Consider the following 24,855-nt stretch of genomic DNA (forward strand, 5'->3'; position numbering starts at 1 on the left):
AGTTAATCGAGCGGCTCGAATGCCGCTCGAATGCTTTCTGGGGGAATCAGGCCGAAACCGTCACCGTGAGCTCGCTCAGCGAACTCAGGCGGACTTGGCCGCTTGCAGATGGGTGTACTTCTCGAGCAATTGCTCGGGCGTCTCGACGTGCTCCGGATGGATCGGAATGCATTCCACCGGACACACCTGCACGCACTGCGGTTCGTCGAAGTGACCGACACACTCCGTGCATTTGTTCGGATCGATCTCGTAGATCTCGATCCCCATCGAAATTGCGTCGTTCGGGCACTCGGGCTCGCACACGTCGCAATTGATGCATTCGTCGGTAATCATCAGTGCCACTGTTGACTCGCTTTCTCTTTACTTTTCAACCACAAACTACGCAAATACTAACAGAACGCGGGGTTTCTCGAATCCGTGCGTGCCGCGCACGGCACGCGTGCGTCTGACGGCATTTCCCAAGCTTCTCGCGAAGTTAATAATGATTCTCGTTACGCACCACGCCGTCGACGTGGTGTGAGGCGCCGGTTCGCATCACTGGTACCCACTCGTGCTCGTCCCGACGAGTGTCCATTCGCCGCAATGCGCGCTGCGCAGGCCCGCGCGGCGCTCCGCCCTTTCGAGAATCCGTTTTCATGACCGACCTTTCGCATCGGAGGCCGCGGGCTTCCTTACGTCTGCCGCCCGTGCTTCGCCATGCTGCCTGCCCACGTCACCCTACGCCCCGGCGGCTCATCACAGCCCTGAGCACCGCGTTCGCGACGCTGCTGGTCGCCCCGCTTCCGGGCTACTCGCAGTCAACGGACGACGTCGATACCACGCGCCCTGATCAAGCGCATTCGACCGTCGCCCTACCCGCCACCCACGTCACCGCCAGCGCCGACACCACGACCCAGACGACGCACGCCTACACCGTCGACCAGACATCGGCGGCAACGGGCTTGCCGCTCTCGCTACGCGACACCCCGCAATCCGTGACGGTCGTGACGCAACAGCGCATGACCGATCAGCAAATGACGTCGGTGAGCGACGTGCTACGCAACACGACGGGCGTTTCGGCTTACAACCAGGACGGGGAAGGCGGCCGGATCACCTTTTACTCCCGGGGCTTCGAGATCACGAACTTCACGTACGACGGCATGCCGACGTCGGCACTTCCCAACACCTTCGTGCCGGGCGATGGCATTCAGGACACGGCCTTCTATGACCGCGTGGAAGTCGTTCGCGGCGCCACGGGGCTCATGAGCGGCACCGGTAATCCATCAGCATCGATCAATCTCGTGCGCAAGCATGCGCTGAAGGACTTCGCGGCGGCGGCGTCGGTGAGCGCCGGATCGTGGGACAACTATCGGGGCGCGCTCGACATCTCCACGCCACTGACTCCGAGCGGCAACGTCCGGGCACGGATCATCGCCGTGGGGCAGGATTCGCGCTCGTTCCTCGATCATGACAAGCTGCGCCGTCAATCGCTGTACGGCGTGGTCGATGCGGACCTGACTCGCGACACGACCGTCTCGCTGGGGTACCAGTATTCGCACGCCTCGCCCAAGGGTATGCCGTGGGGCGGACAACCGATGTTCTTCAGTGACGGCGGGCAGACAAGCTGGCCGCGCTCGACCAATCTCGCGGCGAGCTGGAGCACATGGGAGTCAACGCTCAAGACGGCCTTCGCCGACATCGAGCATCGCTTCGACAACGGCTGGAAGCTACGCGCCGAGCTGAGCCAGCGGCGTGCCGACTCCGACGCAAAAATGTTCTCCGCGCTGAGTTATCCGGACCGCACCACGGGTCAGGGGCTCATTCCGCTGGCGGTAGGCGGTATCGTCGAGAGTCGGCAGAACAGTTTCGACGTCATGGCCACCGGCCCGTTCACCCTGCTGGGACGACGTCATGAACTGACCTTCGGCGCGATGATGTCCGACCAGAAGGCCGATGACCGCGAGACGGGCTTCGTCTTCACGCCGACGCCGATCGGTAACTTTTATCAGTGGACCGGCGCTTATCCCGAGCCCGACTGGGCCTCGACGCCCTACGCACTCACCAAGACGCATGTGAAGCAGAGCGGCGCTTACGGGGCCGTGCGCTGGAATCTCGCTGCACCGCTGAAGTTGATCCTCGGTGCACGTCTGAGCAACTACGAAGTCGATCAGGGGACATTCCATTTCAAGCAGACGGCCAAGTTCCTGCCGTACGCGGGCGTGGTCTACGACATTGACGACACCTACTCCGCATACGCCAGCTATACGACGATCTTCAATCCGCAAACCTACCGCGACCGGGACGGCAACGTACTCGCGCCGACCTCCGGCAAGAACGCCGAGATCGGCCTGAAGGGCGCGTTTCTCGACGGTCGTCTGAACGCGTCGGTGGCGCTCTTCGACGCCTGGCTCGACAACGTTGCACAGACCGACACCGGCCACTCTCTGCCCGACGGCTCACTCGCTTACTACGCGGCCAGTGGCACACGCTCGAAAGGGATCGAACTGGACATCCAGGGCGAATGGCTTCCCGGATGGAACGTGTATGCCGGGGCGTCGCAATTCACGGCATCGAGTGGCGACGGATCGCGGCTCAACAGCCAGATTCCGCGTGCGACGGTACGCCTGTTCACGACCTACCGCCTGCCGGGCACGTGGCACCGGCTGACCGTGGGCGGTGGCGTGAACTGGCAGAGCAGCTTCTCTCAATCGGCGCTCGGTCCTGACGGAGCGGTGCAGGTCGGACAGGGTGCGTACGCCATCACCTCGCTGATGGCGCGCTACGACGTGACGTCGAACGCGAGCGTAGCCATCAACGTCAACAACCTCTTCGACAAGCGCTATTACACGATGACGGGCTTCTACAATCAGGCGCTCTATGGCGAGCCGCGCAACGTCATGGTGACGCTGAGCTACAGGATGTGACGGGCGAGGCACCGACTGACTCGGCAGGAGGGCTGTCTGCGCCTGGGTGCCTGAATTCGATGCCTCATGCACCGGTTCGTCCACCTCCGGTTCGATCTGGTGCATGAAGGGGGGCGTTCCGTGCAAAACATCGTGACGACGCCTTCTGCGAAGTCACACGCTGCGCTTCCCCACATGCCCCACTGACCTCGCCTTCCTCCCATCGCAAGGCTTTCCCCCACATCCCGAACCGGCTGGCACGTTTAGTGCTTTGTCTTTGACGCAACTGGTCGTACCAGTACGACCGGAATTGTCTGCGCTCCACTTGGGAACGCAAGCCCCCTTTCGTTTTTCGTTGTTGCCTTAGCCAAGGAGTTTGATCGATGCGTGCGTTCCTTCATCAAGCCGGCCGTCGCCGGATGCTGCAAGCGGTGGTCGTTGCGTCGCTGGGAAGTCTGGTGGGCGTCGCCCATGCCGACGTGCTGCAAACCGTCGCGAAGACCGGCGTCATCCGCATTGCCATCCCGCAGGATTTCCCGCCGTTCGGCTCGATCGGTACGGACCTCAAGGTTCACGGCTACGACATCGACATGGCGGAGCTGATCGGCAAGGAGATCGGCGCGAAAGTCGAACTCGTGCCGGTCATCAGCACGAACCGGATCGCCTATCTGACCACCGGCAAGGTCGACGTCGTCATTTCGTCGCTCGGGAAGAATGCCGAGCGTGAAAAGGCCATTGATTTCACGAAGGCTTACGCGCCGTTCCCCAAGAGCGTGTACGGCCCGCAGGACATCGTCATCAAGACGCCCGCCGACCTCGCGAACAAGACCATCGCCGTGACGCGCGGCTCGACCGAGGATCTGGCGCTCACGGCCGTTGCGCCGCAAAGCGCGAGCATCAAGCGCTATGAGGACAACAACGCCACGGCGGCGTCGTATCTGGCCGGTCAGGTGCAACTGGTCACGCTGGGCAACATCGTCGCGAACGCCGTGCGCGAGAAGAGCAAGCAGCGCGCGTTCGATCTGAAATTCCCGGTCGAGGAAACGCCCTGCTACATCGGCGTCGGCAAGGGAGAGACGGCGATGGTGGCGAAGCTGAACGCGATCATCGACAAGGCGAAGGCAGATGGTCGTCTGAACGCCATGTCGGTGAAATGGATGCAGGCACCGTTGCCGACGGGCTTCTGATGCTTGCGACGCTCACAACGCGTTAGGTAATCGAACTTAAGTAATTGCGCTTAAACGCGCGCGCAACAAAAAACCCCGCAGTGTGGCAACACGCTGCGGGGTTTTGTCCTTGCGTCGCAACGAACGACGCATGGCGAACGACGTGGAATCAGGGCTTCGCTGCCATATCGCCGACCTTCGTGACCAGCCACTTCTCGACCGAAGGGAAGACGAACTTGCTGACGTCGCCACCCAATTGGGCGATCTCGCGCACGATCGTGCCCGAGATGAACTGGTATTGATCGGACGGCGTCATGAACATCGTCTCGACGTCGGGCAGCAGATAGCGATTCATGCCCGCCATCTGAAACTCGTACTCGAAGTCGGAAACGGCGCGCAGACCGCGCACGATCACGCGCGCCTGATGCTTGCGCACGAAGTCCTTCAGCAAGCCGGAAAACCCTTCGACGCTCACGTTGGGATAGTGCCCCAGCACTTCACGCGCGATGTCGATGCGCTCTTCCAGCGTGAAGAACGGTTTCTTGTTTCGGCTATCGGCCACCCCGACCACGAGCTTGTCGAAAATGCCCGCCGCACGGCGGACCAGATCCTCGTGTCCTCGGGTCAACGGGTCGAACGTCCCCGGATAGATCGCCACTACCATGCCAACGTCTCCTCGCGGCTGGGGACCGATACTGCGTACTTGTTCATTGTGGTCTCTAGGTTTTCGGAATCGATTCAAGCAAATGATAATGCACCGCTCCGGCTTTCGCGCGGCGCACGCATGAGAGATCCAGCGCGGCGAGCGCATCGTCTTCCAGCGGGATGTCGGATTCGGCGTAGATCACACCGCTTGGCGTCAGCAGGCGCGCGGCCGGTGCGAGCAGATCGTTCAGCCAGCCACTCGCGAAGGGCGGATCGAGAAAAACCACATCGAAAACCCCGGGCGAGAGTGTGGTTATCAGACGCCTCGCGTCGGCCTGCACGATCTCGATCTGATTCGCCCCGAGCTTCGCCTGATTGGCACGCAGTTGACGAACGGCGGGCGCGGCGGCCTCGACCATCAACACGCGCTGCGCGCCGCGCGATGCGGCTTCGAAGCCGAGCGCCCCGCTACCCGCGAAGGCATCCAGACATTGCATGCCCGTCAGGTCCTGCCCAAGCCAGTTGAACAGCGTTTCACGCACGCGATCGGGCGTGGGGCGCAGGCCGTCGCCCGACGGCACCGGGAGCGGCGTGCGCTTCCACTGGCCGCCGATGATGCGGACCTGTTGCGGCGCGCCGCGTGCGACGTTACCCGGACCGGACTTCATGCCGGACTCCGCAATACCGCCGGATCGGCGGAATCGGACACGCCACAGACGGCGGAAAAATGGGGACGCGCGCGTCGTTGCGCACGCTGAAAATCCAAAATCATGGCAATTCACGCTACATTGTTGAGGCGAAACATACCACATCGCAGGAGACAGCCCGCCCCACCATGACCGATGCCGCCATCGAGGTAACCGAGCTATGCAAGGCCTATGACGGCCGTCCCGTGGTCGATCACCTGTCGCTGCGCGTCGCGCCCGGCGAATGCTTCGGCCTGCTGGGACCGAACGGTGCAGGCAAGACCACCACATTGCGCATGCTGCTCGGGCTGGTCACGCCCGACAGCGGCGAGATCCGTCTCAGCGGCCTGCCCGTGCCGCGACAGGCGCCGCAAGCACGCCGGCGCGTCGGTGTCGTCCCCCAGTTCGACAATCTCGACCCCGACTTCACGGTGCGCGAGAATCTCGCCGTCTTCGGACGCTATTTCGGACTCTCCTCTGCCGACATCAAGGAACGCGTTCCCGCGCTGCTGGCCTTCGCGCGCCTCGAATCGAAGGCCGATGCCCGCGTGGGACAACTCTCGGGCGGCATGAAGCGACGCCTCACATTGGCCCGCGCCCTCATCAACAACCCCGACGTGCTGGTACTCGACGAACCGACCACCGGGCTCGATCCGCAAGCCCGGCATCTGATCTGGGAGCGGCTCAAATCGCTGATGAACGAGGGCAAGACGATTCTGCTGACGACGCATTTCATGGAGGAAGCCGAGCGCCTGTGCCATCGGCTCTGTGTCATCGATGCCGGACGCAAGATCGCCGAAGGCACGCCACCGGAACTGGTCGCGCGCGAGATCGGTTGCGATGTCGTGGAAGTGTTCGGCGACGTTCCCCAGCCGCTGCTCGCAAGCCTGGCCCCCCTCGCCGAGCGCATCGAAACCAGCGGCGAGACGCACTTCTGCTACGTTCGCGACGCCACGCCTGTCGTGAACGCCCTGCGCGACCAGCCGGGCGTTCGCTATCTGCACCGGCGCGCCAACCTGGAAGACGTCTTCCTCAAGCTCACCGGACGGGAGATGCGCGATGACTGAGCACGATCGACGCGAGACCACGGCGGGCCCCGATACGTCGACCATGACCTCGGCAGAAGCGCCGCCGCGCACGACGACACCGCGCGGCACACCGCCGGACGCCCCGCGCTATCTGCCGGGCGTCACGCCCTGGATGGGCGTGTGGCGGCGTAACTTCCTCGTCTGGCGCAAGCTCGCCATTGCCTCGATGTTCGGCAATCTGGCGGACCCCATGATCTATCTGTTCGGGCTTGGGTTCGGGCTGGGCATGATGGTCGGCGACGTCGACGGCACGTCGTACATCGCGTTTCTGGCCGCAGGCACTGTGGGTTCCAGCGTGATGTTTTCCGCGAGCTTCGAGTCGATGTATTCGGGCTTCTCGCGCATGCACGTTCAGCGCACCTGGGAAGCCCTGATGCACACGCCGCTCACGCTCGGCGACGTTGTGCTCGGCGAGGTGGTCTGGGCGGCGAGCAAGGCGGTGCTCTCGGGCGTGGCGATTCTGTTCGTGGCGAGTGTGCTCGGCTATGCGCGCGTCGAGAGTCTGGCGGTCGTACTGCCCGCGGTGCTGCTAGCCGGTCTGGCGTTCGCCAGTCTGGCGATGGTGATGACGGCACTCGCGCCGAGCTACGACTTCTTCATGTTCTATCAAACGCTCGTGATGACACCGATGCTGCTGCTCTCGGGCGTGTTCTTCCCCTTGTCGCAACTGCCGGCCGCGGCGCGTCACATCACCGAGTGGCTGCCGCTCGCGCACGCCGTGGCGCTGATTCGCCCTGCCATGCTCGGACGCGCCATCGACCAGCCGTGGCTGCACGCCGGTGCCCTGGCGATCTACGCCGTGGTCGGCTTCGCGGTGGCGCTGGTATTGCTGCGGCGGCGGATTCTTCGATGAAGGGAGCAATGGGGGAGCAAGGGTGAGCGATGGCGCGCGATCGCCGGCAACCGCGCGTCATCCTCACCTGCTCATTTAGCTGCTCCCTTAGCGACTCACTTAGCGGCTCACTGACCTAGTCACTTAGCCGCCTTGTTCGCGACGGGCGTAGCACTCGGTGCAGCAGCACCGGCGCTTGCCGCGCCGAAGACGTTGCTCGGCCCCACCACGACAGTCGCCAGACGATCCGGCTGCACGTGGCGTGCGAAGGCTTCCTTCACCTGCGCGGCCGTCACGGCCTCGACCTTGCTCGTCCACGTATCGAGATAGTCCAGCGGCAGGTTGTAGAAGCCGATGGCCGCCACGTTCGCCAACAGCTTGCGGTTGCTGTCCAGTCGCAGCGGGAACCCGTTGGTCAGGTTGTCCTTCGCGGCCTTCATCTCCTCGTCGGTCGGTCCGTTCTGCACGAACTCGGCCAGCGTCTCACGCACGACTTTGAGGGCTTCCGGCGCTTGCTCGCGACGCGTCTGCAAGTTGATCTCGAACGGCCCTTCCTGCAACTGCGGAACGAACCCGCTCGACACGCCATACGTCAGACCGCGCTTTTCTCGCACCTCGGCCGTCAGACGCGACACGAACCCGCCACCGCCCAGCACGTAATTCCCCACGAGCAACGGGAAGTAGTCGGGGTCGCTGCGCGCCATCGACGCCTGTCCCGTCGCAATGTGGGCCTGCTCGGCCGGATGCGGCAAGTCGATCTGCACAGCACTGCGCAACGCTGCGACCGGCGGCATCTTCGGCGGCACGATGCCGGCAGGCATTGCGTCGGTCAGTTGCGCGACGAGTTTCTCCGCCTGCGCACGATCGATATCCCCGACGATGGAGACGACGGCACGCTTCGGGCTGTACATGTCGCGATAGAAGCGCAGCAGATCGTCACGCTTGACTGCGTTCACGCTGGCGACCGTCGGCGTCACGCCATACGGATGGCTGCCGTAGATCGCGCTGCGGAACGCCTTCTCGGCGATGGCTTCCGGCTTCGTGTCCGATTCGGCAATCGCCGACGACAGGCGCGCAGTCTCGCGCTTGAGCACCGCATCAGGGAACGTGGGATGTTGCAGGAACTGCGCCAGCGTATTCACGGCAGCATCGCGCTCGGCCGCCGAAGACAGCGTACGCATGGTGACGGTCGCGGCGTCGCGTCCGGCGCTCGTCCCTTCCATCGCCCCCACATCGGCAAAACGGTCGGCAATCTGCGCCTCGCTCAGCGCGGGACGCCCGCCCGTCGCCGCCGCGCCCGAGTCGAGCAACCCGGCCGTGAGCAACGCCAGCCCCGACTTGCCCGGCGGGTCGTAACGGCTACCGGCATCGAAATCGATGTTCAGATCGATCATCGGAATGGAGCGGCTCTCCACGAGCATCACCTTGGCGCCGGACGGCGCGATCCAGCTCTGGATCGGCAACGCGGCACTCGCCGTGAGCGGCACGAGGCTCACCAGCGCGCCCGCAGCCACAGACGCCACGGAGCCCATCAGGCCCGTTCGCGCGGGCACGGAGAACGCACGCAACAGTGCGGAAATGTTCATCATTGTGTGGCCCTCTCAGCGCATGTTCTTCAGGTCTTCCGCCCCTTGGGCGCGGCGCTTGCGTGTCGCCTCGTCGATGGGCTGCGGCACCAGCGTCGCCACCGTCAACGATTCGTCGCCGAAGTACTTGCCGGCCACCGCCTGCACTTGCGCGGGCGTTACCGCCTTCACCTTCTCCAGCATGCGGTCGATCTGACGCCACGAAATCCCCGACATCTCGTTCAGACCGATTTCCATCGCCTGCCCGAAGACCGAATCGCGCTTGTAGATCTGCGACGCAATCACCTGCGCCTTCACGCGCTTGAGTTCGGCTTCCGTCACGCCGTGCGCTGCGATGTCGGCCACTTGTGCGCGCAATGCCTTCTCGATTTGCTCGGGGGTTTTGCCCTGCGCAGGCGTCGCGTCCATGATGAAGAACTGCGGGCCGCGACCCACGCCGTCATAGCTCGCCCCGACATCGTTCGCGATGCGCTGCTCGCGCACGAGACGACTCGTCAGACGCGCATTGCCGTAGCCGTCGAGCACGGCGGAGAGCACTTGCAGCGCATAGACATCGTCATCCTTCTCGACGTCGTTCAGACGCGGCGCGCGCCACGCGAGCATCACGTTCGGGTTCTCTGCGGGTGCCTTCACGAACACACGACGCACCCCGATCTGTGCCGGCTCGTTCTGCGGCCGACGCTCAGGCAGCGTGTGCGATTTGATCGGGCCGTAATACTTTTCCGCGAGCGCCTTGACCTGAGCGGGGTCCACATCCCCGCTCACGACGACCACAGCGTTGTTCGGGGCGTACCAGCGTTCATACCAGTCGCGGGTGTCCTGCACGGTCATGTGCTGAAGATCGTCCATCCAGCCGACGATAGGGCGACGATACGGATTCGCGACGAGCGCGGTGGCCATCAGTTGCTCGTAGAGCAGGGCGCGCGGCTGGTCGTCCGTACGAAGACGGCGCTCCTCCATCACGACCTGGATCTCTTTGGCGAACTCGTCGGCAGACAGCGTCAGATTGGCCATGCGATCGGCTTCGAGACGCATCATCTCCGGCAGACGCGACTTCTCCGTCTGCTCGAAGTACCCGGTGTAGTCCTTGCTGGTGAAGGCGTTCTCCCGGCCGCCGAGCGCGGCGACCTGGCGTGAGAACTGGCCCGCACCGACGGTCTTGGTGCCCTTGAACATCATGTGTTCGAGCGCATGCGCAACGCCGGTGGTGCCGTTGAACTCGTCGAGCGATCCGGCGCGATACCAGACCACGTGGGCGACCGTCGGTGCCCGGTGATCTTCGCGTACGATCAGCCGGAGGCCGTTCGAGAGCGTGAATTCCGAAGTGTTGTCCGTCGTCTTGCTGCCGCTGTTGCCAACGGCGTCGGCGGCATGGCCCAGGCTCATCACACCCGCCAGAGCCAGTCCGGCAAAGGCGTGTCGCCAGCGCATGGTTCCCGTCATGGATCCCCTTTCGCCCTTCATGGACGTCGATTCGCGTCTGATAAAATACGTCGCATTTCCCGCGTCGGAAACAACGACCTGCCCATTGTAGGGCGTTTTGTGCGACGCGAATGGCACGACAATTCTTAGCCGCACGCCGATAGCGCGCCCCCACGTCGAGTTCTTCACCCCATGTTCAGTTTCTTCAAGCGCTTCAAGTCGGGCGGTAACAAGGCCGCCGAGACGAGCCCGGCACCGACCGAATCGCAAGCCTCACCCGACGCCGAAACGCCCGTCGCGTCGCCCGCAGCCCCTTCTGCGCCGCCAGTACCGCCCGCACAGTCGCCGCAGGCAGACACGCGCCCGGCCGCAGAGACGGCGCCGATCCAGCCTGCCGCGCCTGTCGTCGAGGCCGCTCCGGTCGCTCAGCCCGTGACGCCCGTTGCAGAGCCCACGCCTGCTCCCCCCGTGGCTCCCGTAGCTGCGTCCGTGGAAAATGCGGCGCCGTCCGAGCCGGCTCAGGCTAATTTCCCAACGCCTGCCGCGCCGGTTGACGCCGTACCCGCCGTGACGCCGCACATCGCGGAAACACCGGCGCCTGAACCTGTACCTACACCGGCACCGGTTGAAGCGGTTGAGGCGGTTGAGGCGGTTGAGGCGGTTGAGGCGGTTGAGGCGGTTGAGGCGGTTGAGGCAGTCGAAGCCGCCGCCCCGATCGAAGCGGCCGAGGCCGTCGAGCGTACCGAAGCCATCGATCCTCCCGTCCCCGTGCCGGCCCCTGTGGTCGTCAAGGACTCTCAGGGCGAAGCCATCGGCGAAATCGTCGCGGCACCTGCCCCGGCACCGGCCGCCAAGCGTTCGTGGCTCACCCGCCTGAAAGCCGGTCTGTCGAAGACGAGCGCCGGCCTTACCGGCATCTTCGTCGGCGTGAAGGTCGACGAGAATCTGTTCGAAGAACTCGAAGGCGCGCTGCTGATGAGCGACGCGGGCGTGGAAGCCACCACGTTCCTGCTCGACGCCCTGCGCAAAAAGGTGAAGACCGAGCGTCTGACGGAAGGCGAACAGGTCAAGCGTGCCCTGCACGACCTGCTGGTCGAGCTGCTGCGTCCGCTGGAGCAAAGCCTCGTGCTGGGCCGCGAAGCCCCCATGGTCGTGATGATTGCCGGCGTGAACGGCGCGGGCAAGACGACCAGCATCGGCAAGCTCGCCAAGCATTTCCAGCACTACGGCCAGTCCGTGCTGCTCGCCGCCGGTGACACGTTCCGTGCCGCTGCCCGCGAGCAACTGGCGATCTGGGGCGAGCGTAACAACGTGGCCGTGGTCGCACAGGAAAGCGGCGATCCGGCCGCCGTCGTGTTCGACGCCGTAAGCGCCGCGCGCGCCCGCAAGATCGACATCGTGATGGCAGACACGGCAGGCCGTCTGCCCACGCAGTTGCATCTGATGGAAGAGCTCAAGAAGATCAAGCGCGTGCTGGGCAAGGCCGCCGACGGCGCGCCGCACGAAGTCCTGCTCGTGATCGACGCGAATACCGGCCAGAACGCACTCGCGCAGGTCAAGGCGTTCGACGACGCGCTGACGCTCACCGGCCTTATCGTGACGAAACTCGACGGCACCGCCAAGGGCGGCATTCTGGCGGCCATTGCACGTCAGCGTCCGGTGCCGGTGTACTTCATCGGCGTGGGCGAGAAGGTCGAAGACCTGCAACCGTTCTCGGCACGTGAATTCGCCGACGCGTTGCTCGGATAAGTGTCGTCAGCGTCATAGGCGTCACCGGAGCACGCAAACGCACGCAAAAACAACGGCCCGCACACTTTCGTGGCGGGCCGTTCGTTTTTCATCCCTCAACGGTCGTTACATCTGCTGCGCGACGAGCCCTGCGCATAGCCCCCACATCATCAGGCCGACGAAGCCGTCGAGGATCTGCCACGCGCGAGCGCGCGAGAACAGCGGCGCCAGCAACCGCGCGCCGTAGCCCAGCGTCGTGAACCAGAGCACGGACGCGATCATCGCACCGCCGGCAAACCACACGTTGGCGGGCGCCGTCTCGCGCGCCCCGATGCCGCCGAGCAAAATCACCGTGTCGAGGTACACGTGCGGGTTGAGCAGCGAGAGCATCAGCACGAGCACGACTGCGCGCTGCCACGTCATGTTCTGCGTGGCGGCCTTGCTGCCGTCAGCCTGCAACGCCCCCACGCCACGAAACGCCGCACGCCACGCGCGCAGGCCGTAGAGGAACAGGAACGCCGCGCCGCCCCACGTCACGATCGTGATGAAGCTCGGATAGGCGGCGATGATGCCGCCCATGCCAGCCACGCCCGCCGCGATCAGCACCATGTCGCAGATCGCGCAGACCGTCACCACCACGCCTACGTGACGCTTCAGAATCCCCTGACGCAATACGAATGCATTCTGTGCACCGATTGCCATGATGAGGCTGGCGCCGAGCGCCATGCCCCGCCAGAAAGCCGGATCGATCATCGAGTTGCGTACTCTCTTACTCTGCGTCGGGTTGGGCTTCAGGCGCTGCGCGCTGGAACGCTTCGAGCGTGGCGCAGTGTGCGTCGATGGCCGCAATGCGCGGGTACGGCGTGAGGTCCACCTTGAAGCGTTTGGCGTTGTAGATCTGCGGGATGAGGCAGCAGTCCGCAAGCGTCGGCGTGTCGCCGAACACGAACTTGCCCGGTGCCTTCTGCGCCGCAAGGCGCGCTTCGAGTGCCGTGAAGCCTTCCACGATCCAGTGCACGTACCAGGCGTTCTTCTGCTCCTCCGTCACGCCCATATCGTGCTTGAGGAAACGCAGCACGCGCAGGTTGTCGATCGGATGGATGTCGGCCGCGATATCCAGCGCCAGCGCACGCACCTGTGCACGTGCGACAGGGTCCGCCGGCAAGAGGGCAGGCGTGGGATGCACGTCTTCCAGATACTCGATGATGGCGAGCGACTGGTGGATGTTCACGTCGCCGTCGACGAACGTCGGCACCAGCGCATTGACGTTGAGCGCGCGGTAGGCCGGCTTGAGCTGCTCGCCGCCGTCGCGCACCAGATGCACCGGTACGGTGTCGTAGTCGAGCCCCTTGAGGTTCAGCGCGATACGCACCCGATACGCGGCGGAACTGCGGAAATAGCTGTACAGCGTGGACATGGCAGACCTCGAAAGCGGAAATGGGGGAGATGCGTGCGCCGTGACCGGCGTCAGACGTCGCATCCGAACCCGAGATGGTACTGCAAGCGCTCGCCCCGATGACACATGATTGCGTATGATGGATGCATCCTCGCATCCGTCCACGAACGTCGACAGAAACGTCATGACCTCCGCTGCCCCATTTGCCTGCGCCCCGCTGCTCAAGATCATCGCCCGTGGCGCCAAAGGTGCCCGTGCGCTGAGCGCCGACGAAACCCGCACGCTGTTCGACGCCATCCTCGCAGGACGCGTGTCGCCCGCCGAGCTGGGCGGCGTGCTGATCGCGTATCGCATCAAGGGCGAGACCCCCGTCGAACTGCGCGCCATGCTCGACGCGGCGCATGCCACCTTCACGCCGCTCGTCGCACCGGCCGATGCGCCGCCTCCCGTGCTCCTGCCCAGCTACAACGGCGCGCGAAAACAGCCGAATCTGACGCCCCTGCTGGCATTGCTGCTCGCGCGCGAGGGCATCCCCGTGCTGGTCCACGGGCAACATCACAGCGGAGTGAATCGCGTGGGCACGCAAGCGATCTTCGCGGAACTGGGGCATCACGCTTGCGGCTCGGCCGCCGAAGCCGAAGCGGCACTTCGCGCCCGGCGCGTCGCCTACCTGCCGATCGCCGCGCTCTCGCCCGCGCTGGAGCGCCTGCTGGAGATGCGCGCACCGCTGGGCGTACGCAATTCTGGGCATACGGTCGTCAAGCTGTTGCAACCGTTCGCCGGGCCGGCGCTGCGTCTGGTGAACTACACCCATCCGGAGTATCGGGAGACGTTGGGCGAGATGTTTGCCAACGCTACCAACAGCGCAGCCCCCGGCGTGCTGCTCGCTCGCGGCACCGAAGGCGAACCCGTCGCGGACGCCCGGCGTCAGACCGCCATCGAGGGCTTCTCGGACGGCACCTACCGCTTGTGGCAATCGGCCGAGGAAGGCGCCACCGGCACCCCGCCGTCGCTCCCGGCCGCCGACGCGCCGGCCACCGCCCGGTGGATCGAAGCCGTGCTTGCGGGCGACGTTCCGGTGCCCGCCCCGATCGCCCGTCAGGTCGAAGTCATTCGTCAGGCACTCGGGATGACGGGTTGATCGGCGGGGTCGCGACGCGATCTGGCGCCCGACACCGACGATACCGACCGTCGTAGCGGCTTGGCGTCGCTACGTGAGACAGGTTTCCTGCCGCTCTCCCTCCGTATTACGCCCGCAACGTCGACTATTCGCTCGAATTTCGGCGCAAACGCGAAATGTCCAAGAATAATCCGATTTTTTCGGAACAATTCATCCCGAAAGTCATCAAATCTTCTGTTTTGGAGAGGACGCCCGATCCGTGTCGGGCGAGAGGCAAGTGACGCAGCAATCCATGGGAAGCATGGAAAAGCGCCGCCGGAGATGTCAGTCCGACGGCGCCATGCGGGTCGCCTGCCACGAGATCAGATGCCAGACACCGGCTTCGAGCACATGCACGGCGGTGTAGATCATCTGGGAGTTGAGTGAGCCGGTCGCGGTTTCCAGCTCGACGTCGAGCTTGCCAGTCACGACGACCGTGTCGCCGAACTCGCGTAGCTCCTGGGAAGTGACATCGATGGCGGCGTATTTCCGGCGGCCCGAGCTGAGGGCGTTGAGAAATTCGCCTTTCGACTCGCGTTTGCCGTTCGAATGGACGTAGAACAGACCATCCGCAAGATGCGTTTCGAGCACGTCGATATTGCCGTCGATCATCGCCTCGAAGCGCGCCGATTCGCGTCGCCGCACCTCGTCAATGTGCTTGCCAGCCATGCTGATCCTCCCGTCTTCGCCATCACTATTCGCTCGCGGCTTGGGTTGCAATTTACACCATCCGAGTCACGTTTGCGCCAGTGACTTCTCCCGTTTGACGGGGGGTGCTGGAAAACCCCGAGACACCGGAAACTTCCCGCCCGGTAAGGGTTCTAACGTCTTTAGCACTCATCGAAAGAGAGTGCTAAAATGCTTTCCCAGAGGCTAACCAGGAGTCCACCACTTGAGTACTGCCGCCAACAAGCATCCGACGACGCCGGCCACCGGCACGGCGCCGAATTCGCGTGCCCTCGCTCTTGCCCCGTCGGCGTTGATGCTGCCGGGCAGTCTGGGCAATATCGACAGCTATATTCAGGCTGTCCATCGCATTCCCATGCTTTCCGCCGAGGAAGAGCAGTCGCTCGCCAAGCGTCTGCGTGAAAAAGACGACCTCGAAGCCGCCCGTCAGCTCGTGCTCTCGCACCTGCGTCTGGTGGTCTCGATCGCGCGTAACTACCTCGGTTACGGCCTGCCGCATGCGGACCTGATTCAGGAAGGCAATATCGGCCTGATGAAGGCCGTCAAGCGCTTCGACCCGACGCAGGGTGTCCGGCTCGTGTCGTACGCCATGCACTGGATCAAGGCCGAGATTCACGAATACGTGTTGAAGAACTGGCGCACGGTCAAGGTCGCGACGACCAAGGCGCAGCGCAAGCTGTTCTTCAACCTGCGCAGCCAGAAGCAGGGCCTTCAAGCCTTCACGCCGGAAGAGATCGATCAGGTCGCCCGCGATCTGAACGTCAAGCGTGAAGACGTCATCGAGATGGAAACCCGCATGTCGGGCGGCGATATCGCGCTCGAAGGTCACAGCGACGACGGCGACAGCGCAAGCTTCGCCCCGATCGCCTATCTGGCCGACTCCCATCAGGAGCCGACCGCCGTGATCGCAGCGCGCGAGCGTGACCATCTGCAAAGCGATGGTCTGCAAACGGCGCTCGGCCGTCTCGACCCGCGCAGCCGCCGCATCATCGAAGCGCGCTGGTTGTCGGTCGCCGACGACGGTAGCGGTGGCGCCACGTTGCACGAGCTGGCTGACGAATTCGGCGTGTCCGCCGAGCGCATCCGCCAGATCGAAGTGGCCGCGATGAAGAAGATGAAGGGTGCACTGCAAGCGTACGCCTGATGGCGGCTCGCCTGACGACGTAATGGCGCACACGTAACACCCGAGCGGGGCATCGCAGGCAACACGCGACAAATTGCCACACGACACCCTGCTCCAGGCCGGCAGAAAACCGCCGGCAACCAAGCCCCATAAAGGCTCACAAAGCCCCGTGACATTCACGGGGCTTTTTTATTGCCCATCGAAAGTTCACCCGCCATCTGCGCGAGACTTGATGCATCGCAAGGTCGTGCCCGAGGCCCGTCGATAGAATCGGCTCGTACGTGGCCATGCTACGTGCGAAGGACGGCCCGGGGGCCGTTCGCCGCGCCGGACCCTTGTCTCGAATCCGCTTCATCTGCCACGCTCGTGGCGGCAGATCCGCATCGAACCAGCGTCATCTGCGTGTCATCCGCCCCCGTGCGCTGCGGTTTGACATTTTCAAGCGATAAGGCAAAATGCGCCGAAAGTCGACGCTGTTCCCAACACACGACTTTCGACGCCAGGAGCCGTCACGGATGGACACCCACTCTCCTAGCAGTCCGAAGCCTCTCGCCGCGACCGCCGCCGCTGTCGTGTCGTCGGGCAACGCACCAGGCGGCGCACAGACATCGACGTCAGGCACCGCATCCGCTGCCCCACCGGCATCCGGCGCACTGGCCTGGATAATCCGGCGCTGGCGCACCCGCCCTTCCCGCTTTGCCCTCGAAATCCTGATCGTACTCGCGATCAAGGTAGTACTCCTTTTCATTCTGAAGCACGCGTTCTTCGACGCCCCGATGGCCAAACACATGCAGCTGCCGCCGGACGTCGTGGCCCGCGCCCTCATCGGGCCGCAGGCCGTCGAAGCGCAGTCCCCCACCAAAAATCAAGGTGTCCGCCATGATCAGTAGCGAAGTCGTCGACCTCTCGCGCTTGCAGTTCGCCATAACGGCGCTGTATCACTTCCTGTTCGTCCCGCTCACACTGGGCCTGTCGTGGCTGCTCGTCATCATGGAGTCGGTGTATGTGATGACCGGCAAGCAGATCTACAAGGACATGACCCAGTTCTGGGGCAAGCTCTTCCTGATCAACTTCGCGATGGGTGTGACCACCGGTCTCACGCTCGAATTCCAGTTCGGGACCAACTGGGCGTACTACTCGCATTACGTCGGCGACATCTTCGGTGTGCCACTCGCCATCGAAGGGTTGATGGCGTTCTTCCTCGAAGCGACGTTCGTCGGCCTGTTCTTCTTCGGATGGAACAAGCTCTCGCGCATCGGTCACCTGGCGACGACGTTCGCGGTGGCACTCGGCTCGAACCTCTCCGCGCTGTGGATTCTCGTGGCGAACGGCTGGATGAACAATCCGGTCGGCGCACACTTCAATTACGAGACCATGCGCATGGAGCTCAACAGCATCTGGGAAGTGGTCTTCAACCCGGTGGCGCAGGTGAAGTTCGTGCATACGCTGTCGGCCGGTTACGTGACCGCCGCCATGTTCGTGCTCGGCATCTCCGCGTGGTACCTGCTCAAGCGTCGCGACGTGCCGTTCGCGTTGCGCTCCTTCGCGGTCGCGGCGGGCTTCGGGCTGGCCTCGACCCTCTCCGTCATCGTGCTGGGCGACGAGTCGGGCTACACCACGGGTGAAGTGCAGAAGGTCAAGCTCGCCGCCATCGAGGCGGAATGGGAGACGGCCAAGCCGCCGGCATCGTTCACGCTGTTCGGCTTCCCGAATCAGAAGGAAGAGCGCACCGACTACGCGGTGAAGATTCCCTGGGCGATGGGTCTGATCGCCACGCGCTCGGTCGACACGCCGGTGATCGGTCTCACGCAACTGCGTGACGAGCACAAGGACAACATCAAACGCGGCATGCTGGCGTTCGCGGCACTCGAAAAGCTGCGTAGCGGCGATACGTCGCCCGCCGTGCGCGCCGAGTTCGACAAGTACAAGGACGATCTCGGTTACGGCCTGCTGCTCAAGAAGTACACGCCGAACGTCGTCGACGCCACGCCCGAACAGATTCACATGGCGGCCAACGACACGATTCCGCCGGTCGCGCCCGTGTTCTGGTCGTTCCGCATCATGGTCGGCCTCGGCTTCCTGTTCCTGTTCACGTTCCTGTGGGCCTTCTGGCTGTGTGCGCGACGTCGTCTGCTCAAGCCGCGCGCCGCATGGTTCCTGCGCTGGTGCGTATGGGCCATTCCGCTGCCGTGGCTTGCGGCCGAGTTCGGCTGGATCGTCGCCGAAGTGGGGCGTCAGCCGTGGACCATCGCCGGCATTCTGCCGACGCATCTCTCCACGTCGTCGCTCTCGGCCACCGATCTGTACATGAGCCTCGCGGGATTCATCATCTTCTACACCGCGCTGCTCATCATTGAAATGTTCCTGATGGTGAAGTACGTCAAGCTCGGCCCGTCGTCGCTGCACACCGGCCGCTATCACTTCGAGACGCAAGGGTCCGGCGGGTCTGCCATCGCAAGCGACCGTCCGGCCACTTCGGTCTGATCGTCAGGGAGAAACCACATCATGATGATCGATTACACCGTACTCAAGCTGATCTGGTGGGTGCTCATCGGCGTGCTGCTGATCGGCTTCGCCTTCTTCGACGGCTTCGACATGGGCACCGGCACGCTGCTGCCCTTCCTCGGCAAGAACGACGCGGAGCGACGCGTCATCATCAACACCGTCGCCCCCACGTGGGAAGGCAATCAGGTCTGGTTCGTGACGGCCGGCGGCGCGATGTTCGCCGCGTGGCCGCTCGTCTACGCGGCGGCGTTCTCCGGCCTGTACTGGGCGCTGCTGCTGGTGCTGTTCGCGCTGTTCCTGCGGCCGGTCGGCTTCGACTATCGCAACAAGCTGCCAAGCGCACGCTGGCGTACGTCGTGGGACTGGGCGCTGTTCGTCGGCAGCACGGTGCCGTCGCTGGTGTTCGGTGTGGCCTTCGGCAACCTGCTGCTCGGCCTGCCGTTCTCGTTCGACAACACCCTGCGCTCCACGTACACCGGATCGTTCTGGGCGCTGCTCAACCCGTTCGCGCTGCTATGCGGACTCGTGAGCCTGCTGATGCTGCTCACGCACGGTGCGGCGCACCTGCGCATGAAGGCCGATCCGATCGTGGCGGCGCGCGCCGGACGCATCATGCGCTTCACCGCACTCGGCACACTGCTGCTGTTCCTCGTGGCAGGGGTGCTGGTCGCGACGCACGTCGACGGCTTCGCCATCACGCAGATGGGCCCGACCGATTCGCCGGCCAACCCGCTGCTCAAGCAGGTCACCACGGGGCCGGGACTGTGGCTCGCGAACTATCACACCTATCCGTGGATGATCGCCGCGCCGGTCGTGGCCTGCCTGTGCGCCGTGCTCGCGGCATTGCTTGCCACGAGCCGCGCCTACGCCTGGACGTTCGTCGTGACCGGGCTGATGATGGCCGGGATCATCCTCACCGCCGGCTTCTCGATGTTCCCGTTCGTCATGCCGTCCGCCACCGCGCCAGGCAGCAGCCTGACGGTCTGGGACGCCACGTCGAGCCAGCTCACGCTGCAAATCATGCTGATCGCCGTGATCGTCTTCCTGCCCATCATCCTGCTCTACACCGGCTGGGTGTATCGCGTGATCCGTGGCCGCGTGACGATCGAGACGGTCAACGACAACCCGCACACGATGTACTGATCAAGGAGTCGCGACATGTGGTACTTCTCTTGGATTCTCGGCCTTGGCCTCGCGCTCGCGTTCGGCATCATCAATGTGATGTGGTTCGAAGCGCACGACGATCTGGAGCGTCGGAGTCAGGAAGGTAGTTGAGACTGACGATACGCCTCGGGCGCTGCGGCGCTCGGGGCGTAACAGACATGACGCCGGAAATGAAAAATCGCGCCTCAAAGGGCGCGATTTTTTATGGGCGGGTGAGACTCGACACCGTTGGCGTCCGGGTCGAAACCGCTCGGATCAACTCAGCTCAGCAACGTCTTCAGATCCTTCGCCATCGCGTCGACCGGCTCGTCCGGACGCATGAACAGGCGCAGTTGTCCGTTCGGATCGAAGACGTAAATCCCCGCGGTGTGATCGATGGTGTAGTTGTTCGGCGTCGAGCCTTCGACCTTGTTCACGACTACACGGAACGACTTGGTGACTTCCTTGAGCGCCGCATCGTCCGCCGGACGCAGTCCGACGAAGGCCGGGTTGAACGCCGGCACGTACTGGCCCATCAACTCCGGCGTGTCGCGTTGCGGATCGACCGTCACGAAGAGCACCTGCACGCGCTGTGCATCGTCGGCACCGAGCTTCTGCATGACCTGATTGAGTTCGGCCATCGTGGTCGGGCAAACGTCAGGGCAATGCGTGTAACCGAAGAACATCACGACCGCCTTACCCTTGTAGTCGGCCAGCGTGCGCGTCTTGCCCTGCGGGTCCTGCAACGAGAAGTTCTGCGCGAACTCCTTGTTGCCGGTGATATCGAGACTCGTGAACGTCGGGCCGTCCTTGCCGCAAGCGGCGAGAAGCACAGTGAGCCCCATGAGCAACATCGCGCGGCGCAACCAGATGACAGCAAGATTCATGAACGAATGACCCCAGAACGTATGGAAAAAACGCCTTCCGAAAAACCAACAGGCGCGCCGGCAGAGAATACCGTAACGCGCCTGTCGTCGTGATGCAGCGTTGGCGGATCGAAAAGCCGGTGCCGCCCGGTTCTTGCTAAGGCCTGATCAGCCGAGCAGATAGATCTGCACGTAGTGATCGACCAGCAATGCTGCGAACAGCAGCGAGAGATAGACGATCGAGTAGCGGAACATCGAACGCGAGAGCTCGTCGGAATACTTGCGCCACAGCTTGATCGCGTAACCGAGGAAGATGCCCGAGAGCACGACCGCAGACGCGAGATACAGATAACCGCTCATGCGATGCGCAAACGGCAGCAGCGACACGGCGAACAGCACTACGCTGTACAGCAGGATTTGCAGGCGCGTGTACTTCTCGCCATGCGTGATCGGCAGCATCGGCAACCCTGAGTTCACGTAGTCCTGACGGCGATACAGCGCGAGCGCCCAGAAGTGCGGCGGCGTCCAGACGAAGATGATGAGCACCAGAATCCACGCATCGGCCGGCACGGCGCCGGTCGCGGCGGCCCAGCCGAGTGCCGGGGGCATTGCACCGGCAGCACCGCCGATCACGATGTTCTGCGGCGTGGAGGGCTTGAGGATGATGGTGTAGATCAGGGCGTAACCGACGAACGTGCCCAGTGTGAGCCACATCGTCAGCGCATTGGTGAACGTGTAGAGCACCACCATGCCGGCGGCGCCCAGAATCGTCGAGAAGACGATGATCTGCCACGGGGCGATCTCGCCGCGCGCGGACGGACGCCACGCGGTGCGGCGCATAAGCGCGTCCACACGTTGCTCGATCAGGCAGTTCACGGCAAAGGCTGATCCGGCGAGCAGCCAGATACCGATGGTGCCGCCGATCAGCACCTGCCACGGCACCATGCCGCGCGTGGACAGGAACATGCCGATCACGGCACAGAAGACGGCGAGCTGCGTCACGCGGGGCTTGGTCAGCGCCCAGTACTGCGCGATACGGCTAGCCGGCGGATGGGGAAGGGTCGTGCTTTTCATACACTCTGAAGGCAATGCGCTACGCCGGGCCAGACGGCGCAGAAGGAGCGCCGAGCGGTGCGGCGGCCGGTTCCGCGGAGAGAGACTGCTGGCGGGCCGGAAGGTCTGCCTGATTCATCAGGCCGGACGCAACACGCGCCGCTTCGATATGGCGGGCGGCGCGAATGCGGTAGTTTAACATGACGAGCAAAAGCAGCAGGACCGCCGCCCCGCCGTTATGCGCGATGGCGTTAAGCAACGGCCACTGGAAAACGATGTTCGACAGTCCCGTGGCAAATTGCACGAGCACCAGTATCAATACCAGAATTGAGAGCTTTCTGAGCGCGGCATGACGTCGCAGCACGCTCGCCAGCCACGCCAGATACAGCACCACGACGACGGCAAACGTGCGGTGCGCCCAATGAATCGCCACGAGCGCGTCCATCGGAATCACTTCGCCCCCGGCGGTTTTGCCCAGTGCTCGCCACAGCTTGAAGCCGTTATGGAAGTCCATCGACGGTATCCACTGACCCTGACACGTTGGGAAGTCGGTACATGCCAATACAGCGTAGTTGGTACTTACCCATCCGCCAAGGGCAATCTGGAAGACGAGCAGCGCCAGACCGATGAACGCCGCCCAGCGCCAGCGCAACGCCCCGGCATCGGCCGCCACGCTCGCCAGCGGCATCTGTCGCGATGCCAGCCACGCCAGCGACCCCAGCAATGTGAGCGCCAACATCAGGTGAATGGAGACGATCACGGGTTGCAGCTTCATCGTGACGGTCCACGCGCCGAACGCGCCCTGCACGCACACGAGCACCAGCAGCCACGTGGCAAGCCACGGCGATTGCTTCAGTTCGCGGCGCTTGACCCACGCCATCACCATCAGCGTGATGATGAGCACGCCGACGGCCATGGCGAAATAGCGATGAATCATCTCGATCCATGCCTTCACGAAGGTCACCGGGCCTGTGGGCAGCAGCATCTGCGCCTCGTGGATGTCGGCGTGCGCGGCGAACGGCGACGACGTGCCGTAGCACCCCGGCCAGTCGGGACACCCCAGCCCCGAGTCCGTCAGGCGCGTGAAACCGCCGAACATGATCAGGTCGAGCGTGAGAAAGGTCGTCACCCAGGCCAGTTTGCGGTACTTGTTGGCGTCGCGGCGCAGCAGCACCCAGCCCAGCGGCAGCACCGCGATACACAGGCCGATGAAGCCCAGTTCCAGAAGGTAAAGCATCGGTATTACGTCAGTTCCGCATCAATTCTTCGTCGTATCCGGCGCGCCCTCGCGCACGGACTGTCTTGTGAGACGGCAGTGTGTTCTCGCCAGGTCGGCAAGCGCTCACCCTGCCCCTCAACCCGTACCCGACCACTTCAGCAGTCGCGACAGATCGCTTTTGATCTTGCCCGGGTCCGCGTTCTTGGGAAACGCCATCATCAGGTTGCCCAGCGGGTCGACCAGATAGATGTGATCGCGCAGGCCGGTGCCGTCCTGCGTCGGCAGCCACGAGGCGAGCGCGATCGGATCGGCGCGCAGGCGACGCGTATCTTCATAGGCACCGTCGATCTGCTTCGGTACCGGCGCGCCGTCCGTCACCAGCCAGAGCGTTTCCACGCGCGTGCGTTCGTTGCCCTGCAACACGCGGATCTGCCGCATGTAGAAGAGCTTGCTCACGCAATTCTCGTCACAGGTCGCCGTGTCCGCGCTGATCATCAGCCACTTGCCGCGCAACGATGATAACGGGAGGTCTTCGCCCGTCTCGTCGTCGTGCACGACCAGCGCAGGCAGCGGGCGCTGCGGCTCGATCAGCTTGCCGTAGGCAGACGTACCACCCTGCGGCTTGAACACGTAATACATCAGATACGCCGCCACTGCGGGCGCCGCACACACGGCGAACAGCAACACCAGCATGCGACGCGCACGGCGTCGCTGCACCGGGTCGATGGCGGGGGTGCCGGTGCGTCCGGCGCTTGCGTCGGCACTCATGCCGGTCCTCACGTCTGCACTCATCTTTGCCCTGTATCCCTATGCCGTCATGCCCGCTTGAAATCGTCGGTGGCCGTGGCCATCCGGCGTCCACGCCGATACGCCAGACGCAGCCCCAGCAGCGCCAGAATCAGCGACATGCCGAACCACTGCGCCATATAACCATAGTTGCGATCCGCGCCGGTCGCCGGCGCCGGCCAGTCGCGCAGCAGATGGTCGCCCGTGTCGTTAGTCTGCATGATGACGAACGGTTGCAGCGGCAGCGACGTCTCGCGCGCGTAATCCGCCACATCGAGATTCTGACGAATCGACATTCCTGCCGCCGAGCCGCCATGCCCCAGTTCGAAGGCGCGCGACGGATCCGGCGCGGCAATGCCTTCGATGGTGACGTCTCCGGCCGGCGTGGCATACGGCATGATCGACGTGCGGTCGCGCAAATCGCGCGGCAACCAGCCGCGATTGACGAGCACCACGTGATCCGGCGACACCTGCAACGCCATCACCACGTAGAAACCGGGCAGCTCGTTGCGCGGGCGGTTATCCAGATACACCACGCGGTTGCGCAGAAAACGCCCCGTCACACGTACGCGACGATGCGTGACGTCGTCCATCGCATACGTCTGCGCACCGAGCGCCACCACCGGCGCGTGTTCGGCCTGCTCGATCTGCGCCTGACGCGCCAGACGCATCTGCGCGCGCTGGTATTGCCACACGCCGAGCGCTGCAGTGAGCATCACGCCCAGCAGAATCAGTACCGCCGGCACCGGCCGCATACCGCGCAAAAGGGTTTTCAACACGTACGTTCCTTGTCCGGCTGTCGTTCGATGAAGCGCAACGCCGGTGCGCCACACTGCATTGCAGCGTGCCAGCGCGGATGCGTTGCCCGATAATGACGAATTCC

24 protein-coding genes are annotated in these 24,855 nt (G+C 63.8%); 11 read left to right on the forward strand and 13 right to left on the reverse strand.

Translation table 11 applies throughout. The features are described from left to right. Nucleotides 1–84: 84 nt before the first annotated feature. Nucleotides 85–342, reverse strand: coding sequence for a YfhL family 4Fe-4S dicluster ferredoxin (locus A9762_RS02000; RefSeq protein ID WP_069340339.1), 258 nt, complete (start codon nucleotides 340–342; stop codon nucleotides 85–87). A 344-nt stretch (nucleotides 343–686) separates the two neighbouring features. Here A9762_RS02000 and A9762_RS02005 point away from each other — a divergent pair, with 344 nt between their 5' ends. Further along, nucleotides 687–2,903 (forward strand): TonB-dependent siderophore receptor, encoded by a 2,217-nt coding sequence (locus A9762_RS02005; RefSeq protein ID WP_240493407.1) that lies wholly within the window; start codon nucleotides 687–689, stop codon nucleotides 2,901–2,903. A gap of 362 nt (nucleotides 2,904–3,265) precedes the next feature. Then, complete coding sequence (locus A9762_RS02010) at nucleotides 3,266–4,069, forward strand: transporter substrate-binding domain-containing protein (protein WP_069340340.1); 804 nt, start codon at nucleotides 3,266–3,268, stop codon at nucleotides 4,067–4,069. A gap of 148 nt (nucleotides 4,070–4,217) precedes the next feature. On the opposite strand, the gene coaD is transcribed toward A9762_RS02010, so the two are convergent. Both coaD and rsmD read right to left on the reverse strand, forming a co-directional pair. Continuing rightward, nucleotides 4,218–4,712 (reverse strand): pantetheine-phosphate adenylyltransferase, encoded by a 495-nt coding sequence (gene coaD / locus A9762_RS02015; RefSeq protein ID WP_069340341.1) that lies wholly within the window; start codon nucleotides 4,710–4,712, stop codon nucleotides 4,218–4,220. A 55-nt stretch (nucleotides 4,713–4,767) separates the two neighbouring features. Beyond that, on the reverse strand, nucleotides 4,768–5,361 hold the full coding sequence (rsmD, locus tag A9762_RS02020; protein WP_069340342.1) for a 16S rRNA (guanine(966)-N(2))-methyltransferase RsmD: 594 nt from the start codon (nucleotides 5,359–5,361) through the stop codon (nucleotides 4,768–4,770). Between the two features lie 167 nt (nucleotides 5,362–5,528). On the opposite strand from rsmD, the gene nodI reads away from it, so the two are divergent. Together nodI and A9762_RS02030 are read left to right on the forward strand one after the other, a co-directional pair. Next, nucleotides 5,529–6,446, forward strand: a complete 918-nt coding sequence (gene nodI / locus A9762_RS02025) for a nodulation factor ABC transporter ATP-binding protein NodI (RefSeq protein WP_069340473.1) — start codon at nucleotides 5,529–5,531, stop codon at nucleotides 6,444–6,446. Beyond that, nucleotides 6,439–7,320, forward strand: coding sequence for an ABC transporter permease (locus A9762_RS02030; protein ID WP_069340343.1), 882 nt, complete (start codon nucleotides 6,439–6,441; stop codon nucleotides 7,318–7,320). The genes nodI and A9762_RS02030 overlap by 8 nt, the downstream gene beginning before the upstream one ends. A 119-nt stretch (nucleotides 7,321–7,439) precedes the next feature. Here A9762_RS02030 and A9762_RS02035 read toward each other — a convergent pair whose 3' ends face one another. After that, nucleotides 7,440–8,888 (reverse strand): pitrilysin family protein, encoded by a 1,449-nt coding sequence (locus tag A9762_RS02035; protein ID WP_069340344.1) that lies wholly within the window; start codon nucleotides 8,886–8,888, stop codon nucleotides 7,440–7,442. Nucleotides 8,889–8,900: 12 nt separating this feature from the next. After that, entirely contained in the window at nucleotides 8,901–10,328 is a 1,428-nt protein-coding gene (locus A9762_RS02040) for a M16 family metallopeptidase (RefSeq protein ID WP_371442384.1), read from the reverse strand. 468 nt (nucleotides 10,329–10,796) lie between these two features. Between A9762_RS02040 and ftsY the strand changes: the two genes are divergently transcribed. Continuing rightward, nucleotides 10,797–12,056, forward strand: coding sequence for a signal recognition particle-docking protein FtsY (gene ftsY, locus A9762_RS02045; protein WP_083253562.1), 1,260 nt, complete (start codon nucleotides 10,797–10,799; stop codon nucleotides 12,054–12,056). A 105-nt stretch (nucleotides 12,057–12,161) separates the two neighbouring features. Here the strand turns inward: ftsY and A9762_RS02050 are convergent, their stop codons facing one another. Then, nucleotides 12,162–12,788, reverse strand: a complete 627-nt coding sequence (locus A9762_RS02050) for a LysE/ArgO family amino acid transporter (RefSeq protein WP_069340346.1) — start codon at nucleotides 12,786–12,788, stop codon at nucleotides 12,162–12,164. A 16-nt stretch (nucleotides 12,789–12,804) separates the two neighbouring features. Continuing rightward, nucleotides 12,805–13,452 (reverse strand): maleylacetoacetate isomerase, encoded by a 648-nt coding sequence (gene maiA / locus A9762_RS02055; RefSeq protein WP_069340347.1) that lies wholly within the window; start codon nucleotides 13,450–13,452, stop codon nucleotides 12,805–12,807. 163 nt (nucleotides 13,453–13,615) lie between these two features. Between maiA and ybiB the strand changes: the two genes are divergently transcribed. Beyond that, nucleotides 13,616–14,572, forward strand: coding sequence for a DNA-binding protein YbiB (gene ybiB / locus A9762_RS02060; protein WP_069340474.1), 957 nt, complete (start codon nucleotides 13,616–13,618; stop codon nucleotides 14,570–14,572). A 303-nt stretch (nucleotides 14,573–14,875) separates the two neighbouring features. Here ybiB and A9762_RS02065 read toward each other — a convergent pair whose 3' ends face one another. Beyond that, on the reverse strand, nucleotides 14,876–15,259 hold the full coding sequence (locus A9762_RS02065) for a nuclear transport factor 2 family protein (RefSeq protein WP_069340348.1): 384 nt from the start codon (nucleotides 15,257–15,259) through the stop codon (nucleotides 14,876–14,878). Nucleotides 15,260–15,572: 313 nt separating this feature from the next. Here A9762_RS02065 and rpoH point away from each other — a divergent pair, with 313 nt between their 5' ends. The 5 genes from rpoH (at nucleotide 15,573) to cydX (ending at nucleotide 20,180) form a co-directional block, all read left to right on the forward strand. Further along, nucleotides 15,573–16,421 carry an RNA polymerase sigma factor RpoH gene (gene rpoH, locus A9762_RS02070; RefSeq protein ID WP_240493420.1) on the forward strand — a complete coding sequence of 283 codons (849 nt, stop codon included), beginning with the start codon at nucleotides 15,573–15,575 and terminating at the stop codon, nucleotides 16,419–16,421. A 494-nt stretch (nucleotides 16,422–16,915) separates the two neighbouring features. Then, on the forward strand, nucleotides 16,916–17,290 hold the full coding sequence (cydP, locus tag A9762_RS02075) for a cytochrome oxidase putative small subunit CydP (protein ID WP_069340350.1): 375 nt from the start codon (nucleotides 16,916–16,918) through the stop codon (nucleotides 17,288–17,290). Continuing rightward, complete coding sequence (locus tag A9762_RS02080; protein ID WP_069340351.1) at nucleotides 17,280–18,884, forward strand: cytochrome ubiquinol oxidase subunit I; 1,605 nt, start codon at nucleotides 17,280–17,282, stop codon at nucleotides 18,882–18,884. The genes cydP and A9762_RS02080 overlap by 11 nt, the downstream gene beginning before the upstream one ends. 27 nt (nucleotides 18,885–18,911) lie before the next feature. After that, nucleotides 18,912–20,048, forward strand: a complete 1,137-nt coding sequence (cydB, locus tag A9762_RS02085) for a cytochrome d ubiquinol oxidase subunit II (RefSeq protein ID WP_069340475.1) — start codon at nucleotides 18,912–18,914, stop codon at nucleotides 20,046–20,048. A gap of 15 nt (nucleotides 20,049–20,063) precedes the next feature. Beyond that, nucleotides 20,064–20,180: a cytochrome bd-I oxidase subunit CydX gene (cydX, locus tag A9762_RS02090; protein WP_042114280.1), complete on the forward strand. Its 117-nt coding sequence runs from the start codon at nucleotides 20,064–20,066 to the stop codon at nucleotides 20,178–20,180. 149 nt (nucleotides 20,181–20,329) lie between these two features. Here the strand turns inward: cydX and A9762_RS02095 are convergent, their stop codons facing one another. The 5 genes from A9762_RS02095 to A9762_RS02115 form a co-directional block, all read right to left on the reverse strand. Continuing rightward, complete coding sequence (locus A9762_RS02095; RefSeq protein WP_069340352.1) at nucleotides 20,330–20,935, reverse strand: SCO family protein; 606 nt, start codon at nucleotides 20,933–20,935, stop codon at nucleotides 20,330–20,332. A 147-nt stretch (nucleotides 20,936–21,082) separates the two neighbouring features. Next, entirely contained in the window at nucleotides 21,083–21,988 is a 906-nt protein-coding gene (gene cyoE / locus A9762_RS02100; protein WP_069340353.1) for a heme o synthase, read from the reverse strand. Nucleotides 21,989–22,007: 19 nt separating this feature from the next. After that, complete coding sequence (locus A9762_RS02105) at nucleotides 22,008–23,204, reverse strand: heme A synthase (protein WP_069340354.1); 1,197 nt, start codon at nucleotides 23,202–23,204, stop codon at nucleotides 22,008–22,010. A gap of 117 nt (nucleotides 23,205–23,321) precedes the next feature. After that, entirely contained in the window at nucleotides 23,322–23,954 is a 633-nt protein-coding gene (locus tag A9762_RS02110) for a cytochrome C oxidase subunit I (RefSeq protein WP_069340355.1), read from the reverse strand. 47 nt (nucleotides 23,955–24,001) lie between these two features. After that, nucleotides 24,002–24,727, reverse strand: a complete 726-nt coding sequence (locus tag A9762_RS02115) for an SURF1 family protein (protein WP_069340356.1) — start codon at nucleotides 24,725–24,727, stop codon at nucleotides 24,002–24,004. Between the last annotated feature and the right edge of the window lie 128 nt (nucleotides 24,728–24,855).

The organism is Pandoraea sp. ISTKB (genome assembly GCF_001721285.1).
In the GTDB taxonomy this organism is placed as follows: domain Bacteria; phylum Pseudomonadota; class Gammaproteobacteria; order Burkholderiales; family Burkholderiaceae; genus Pandoraea; species Pandoraea capi.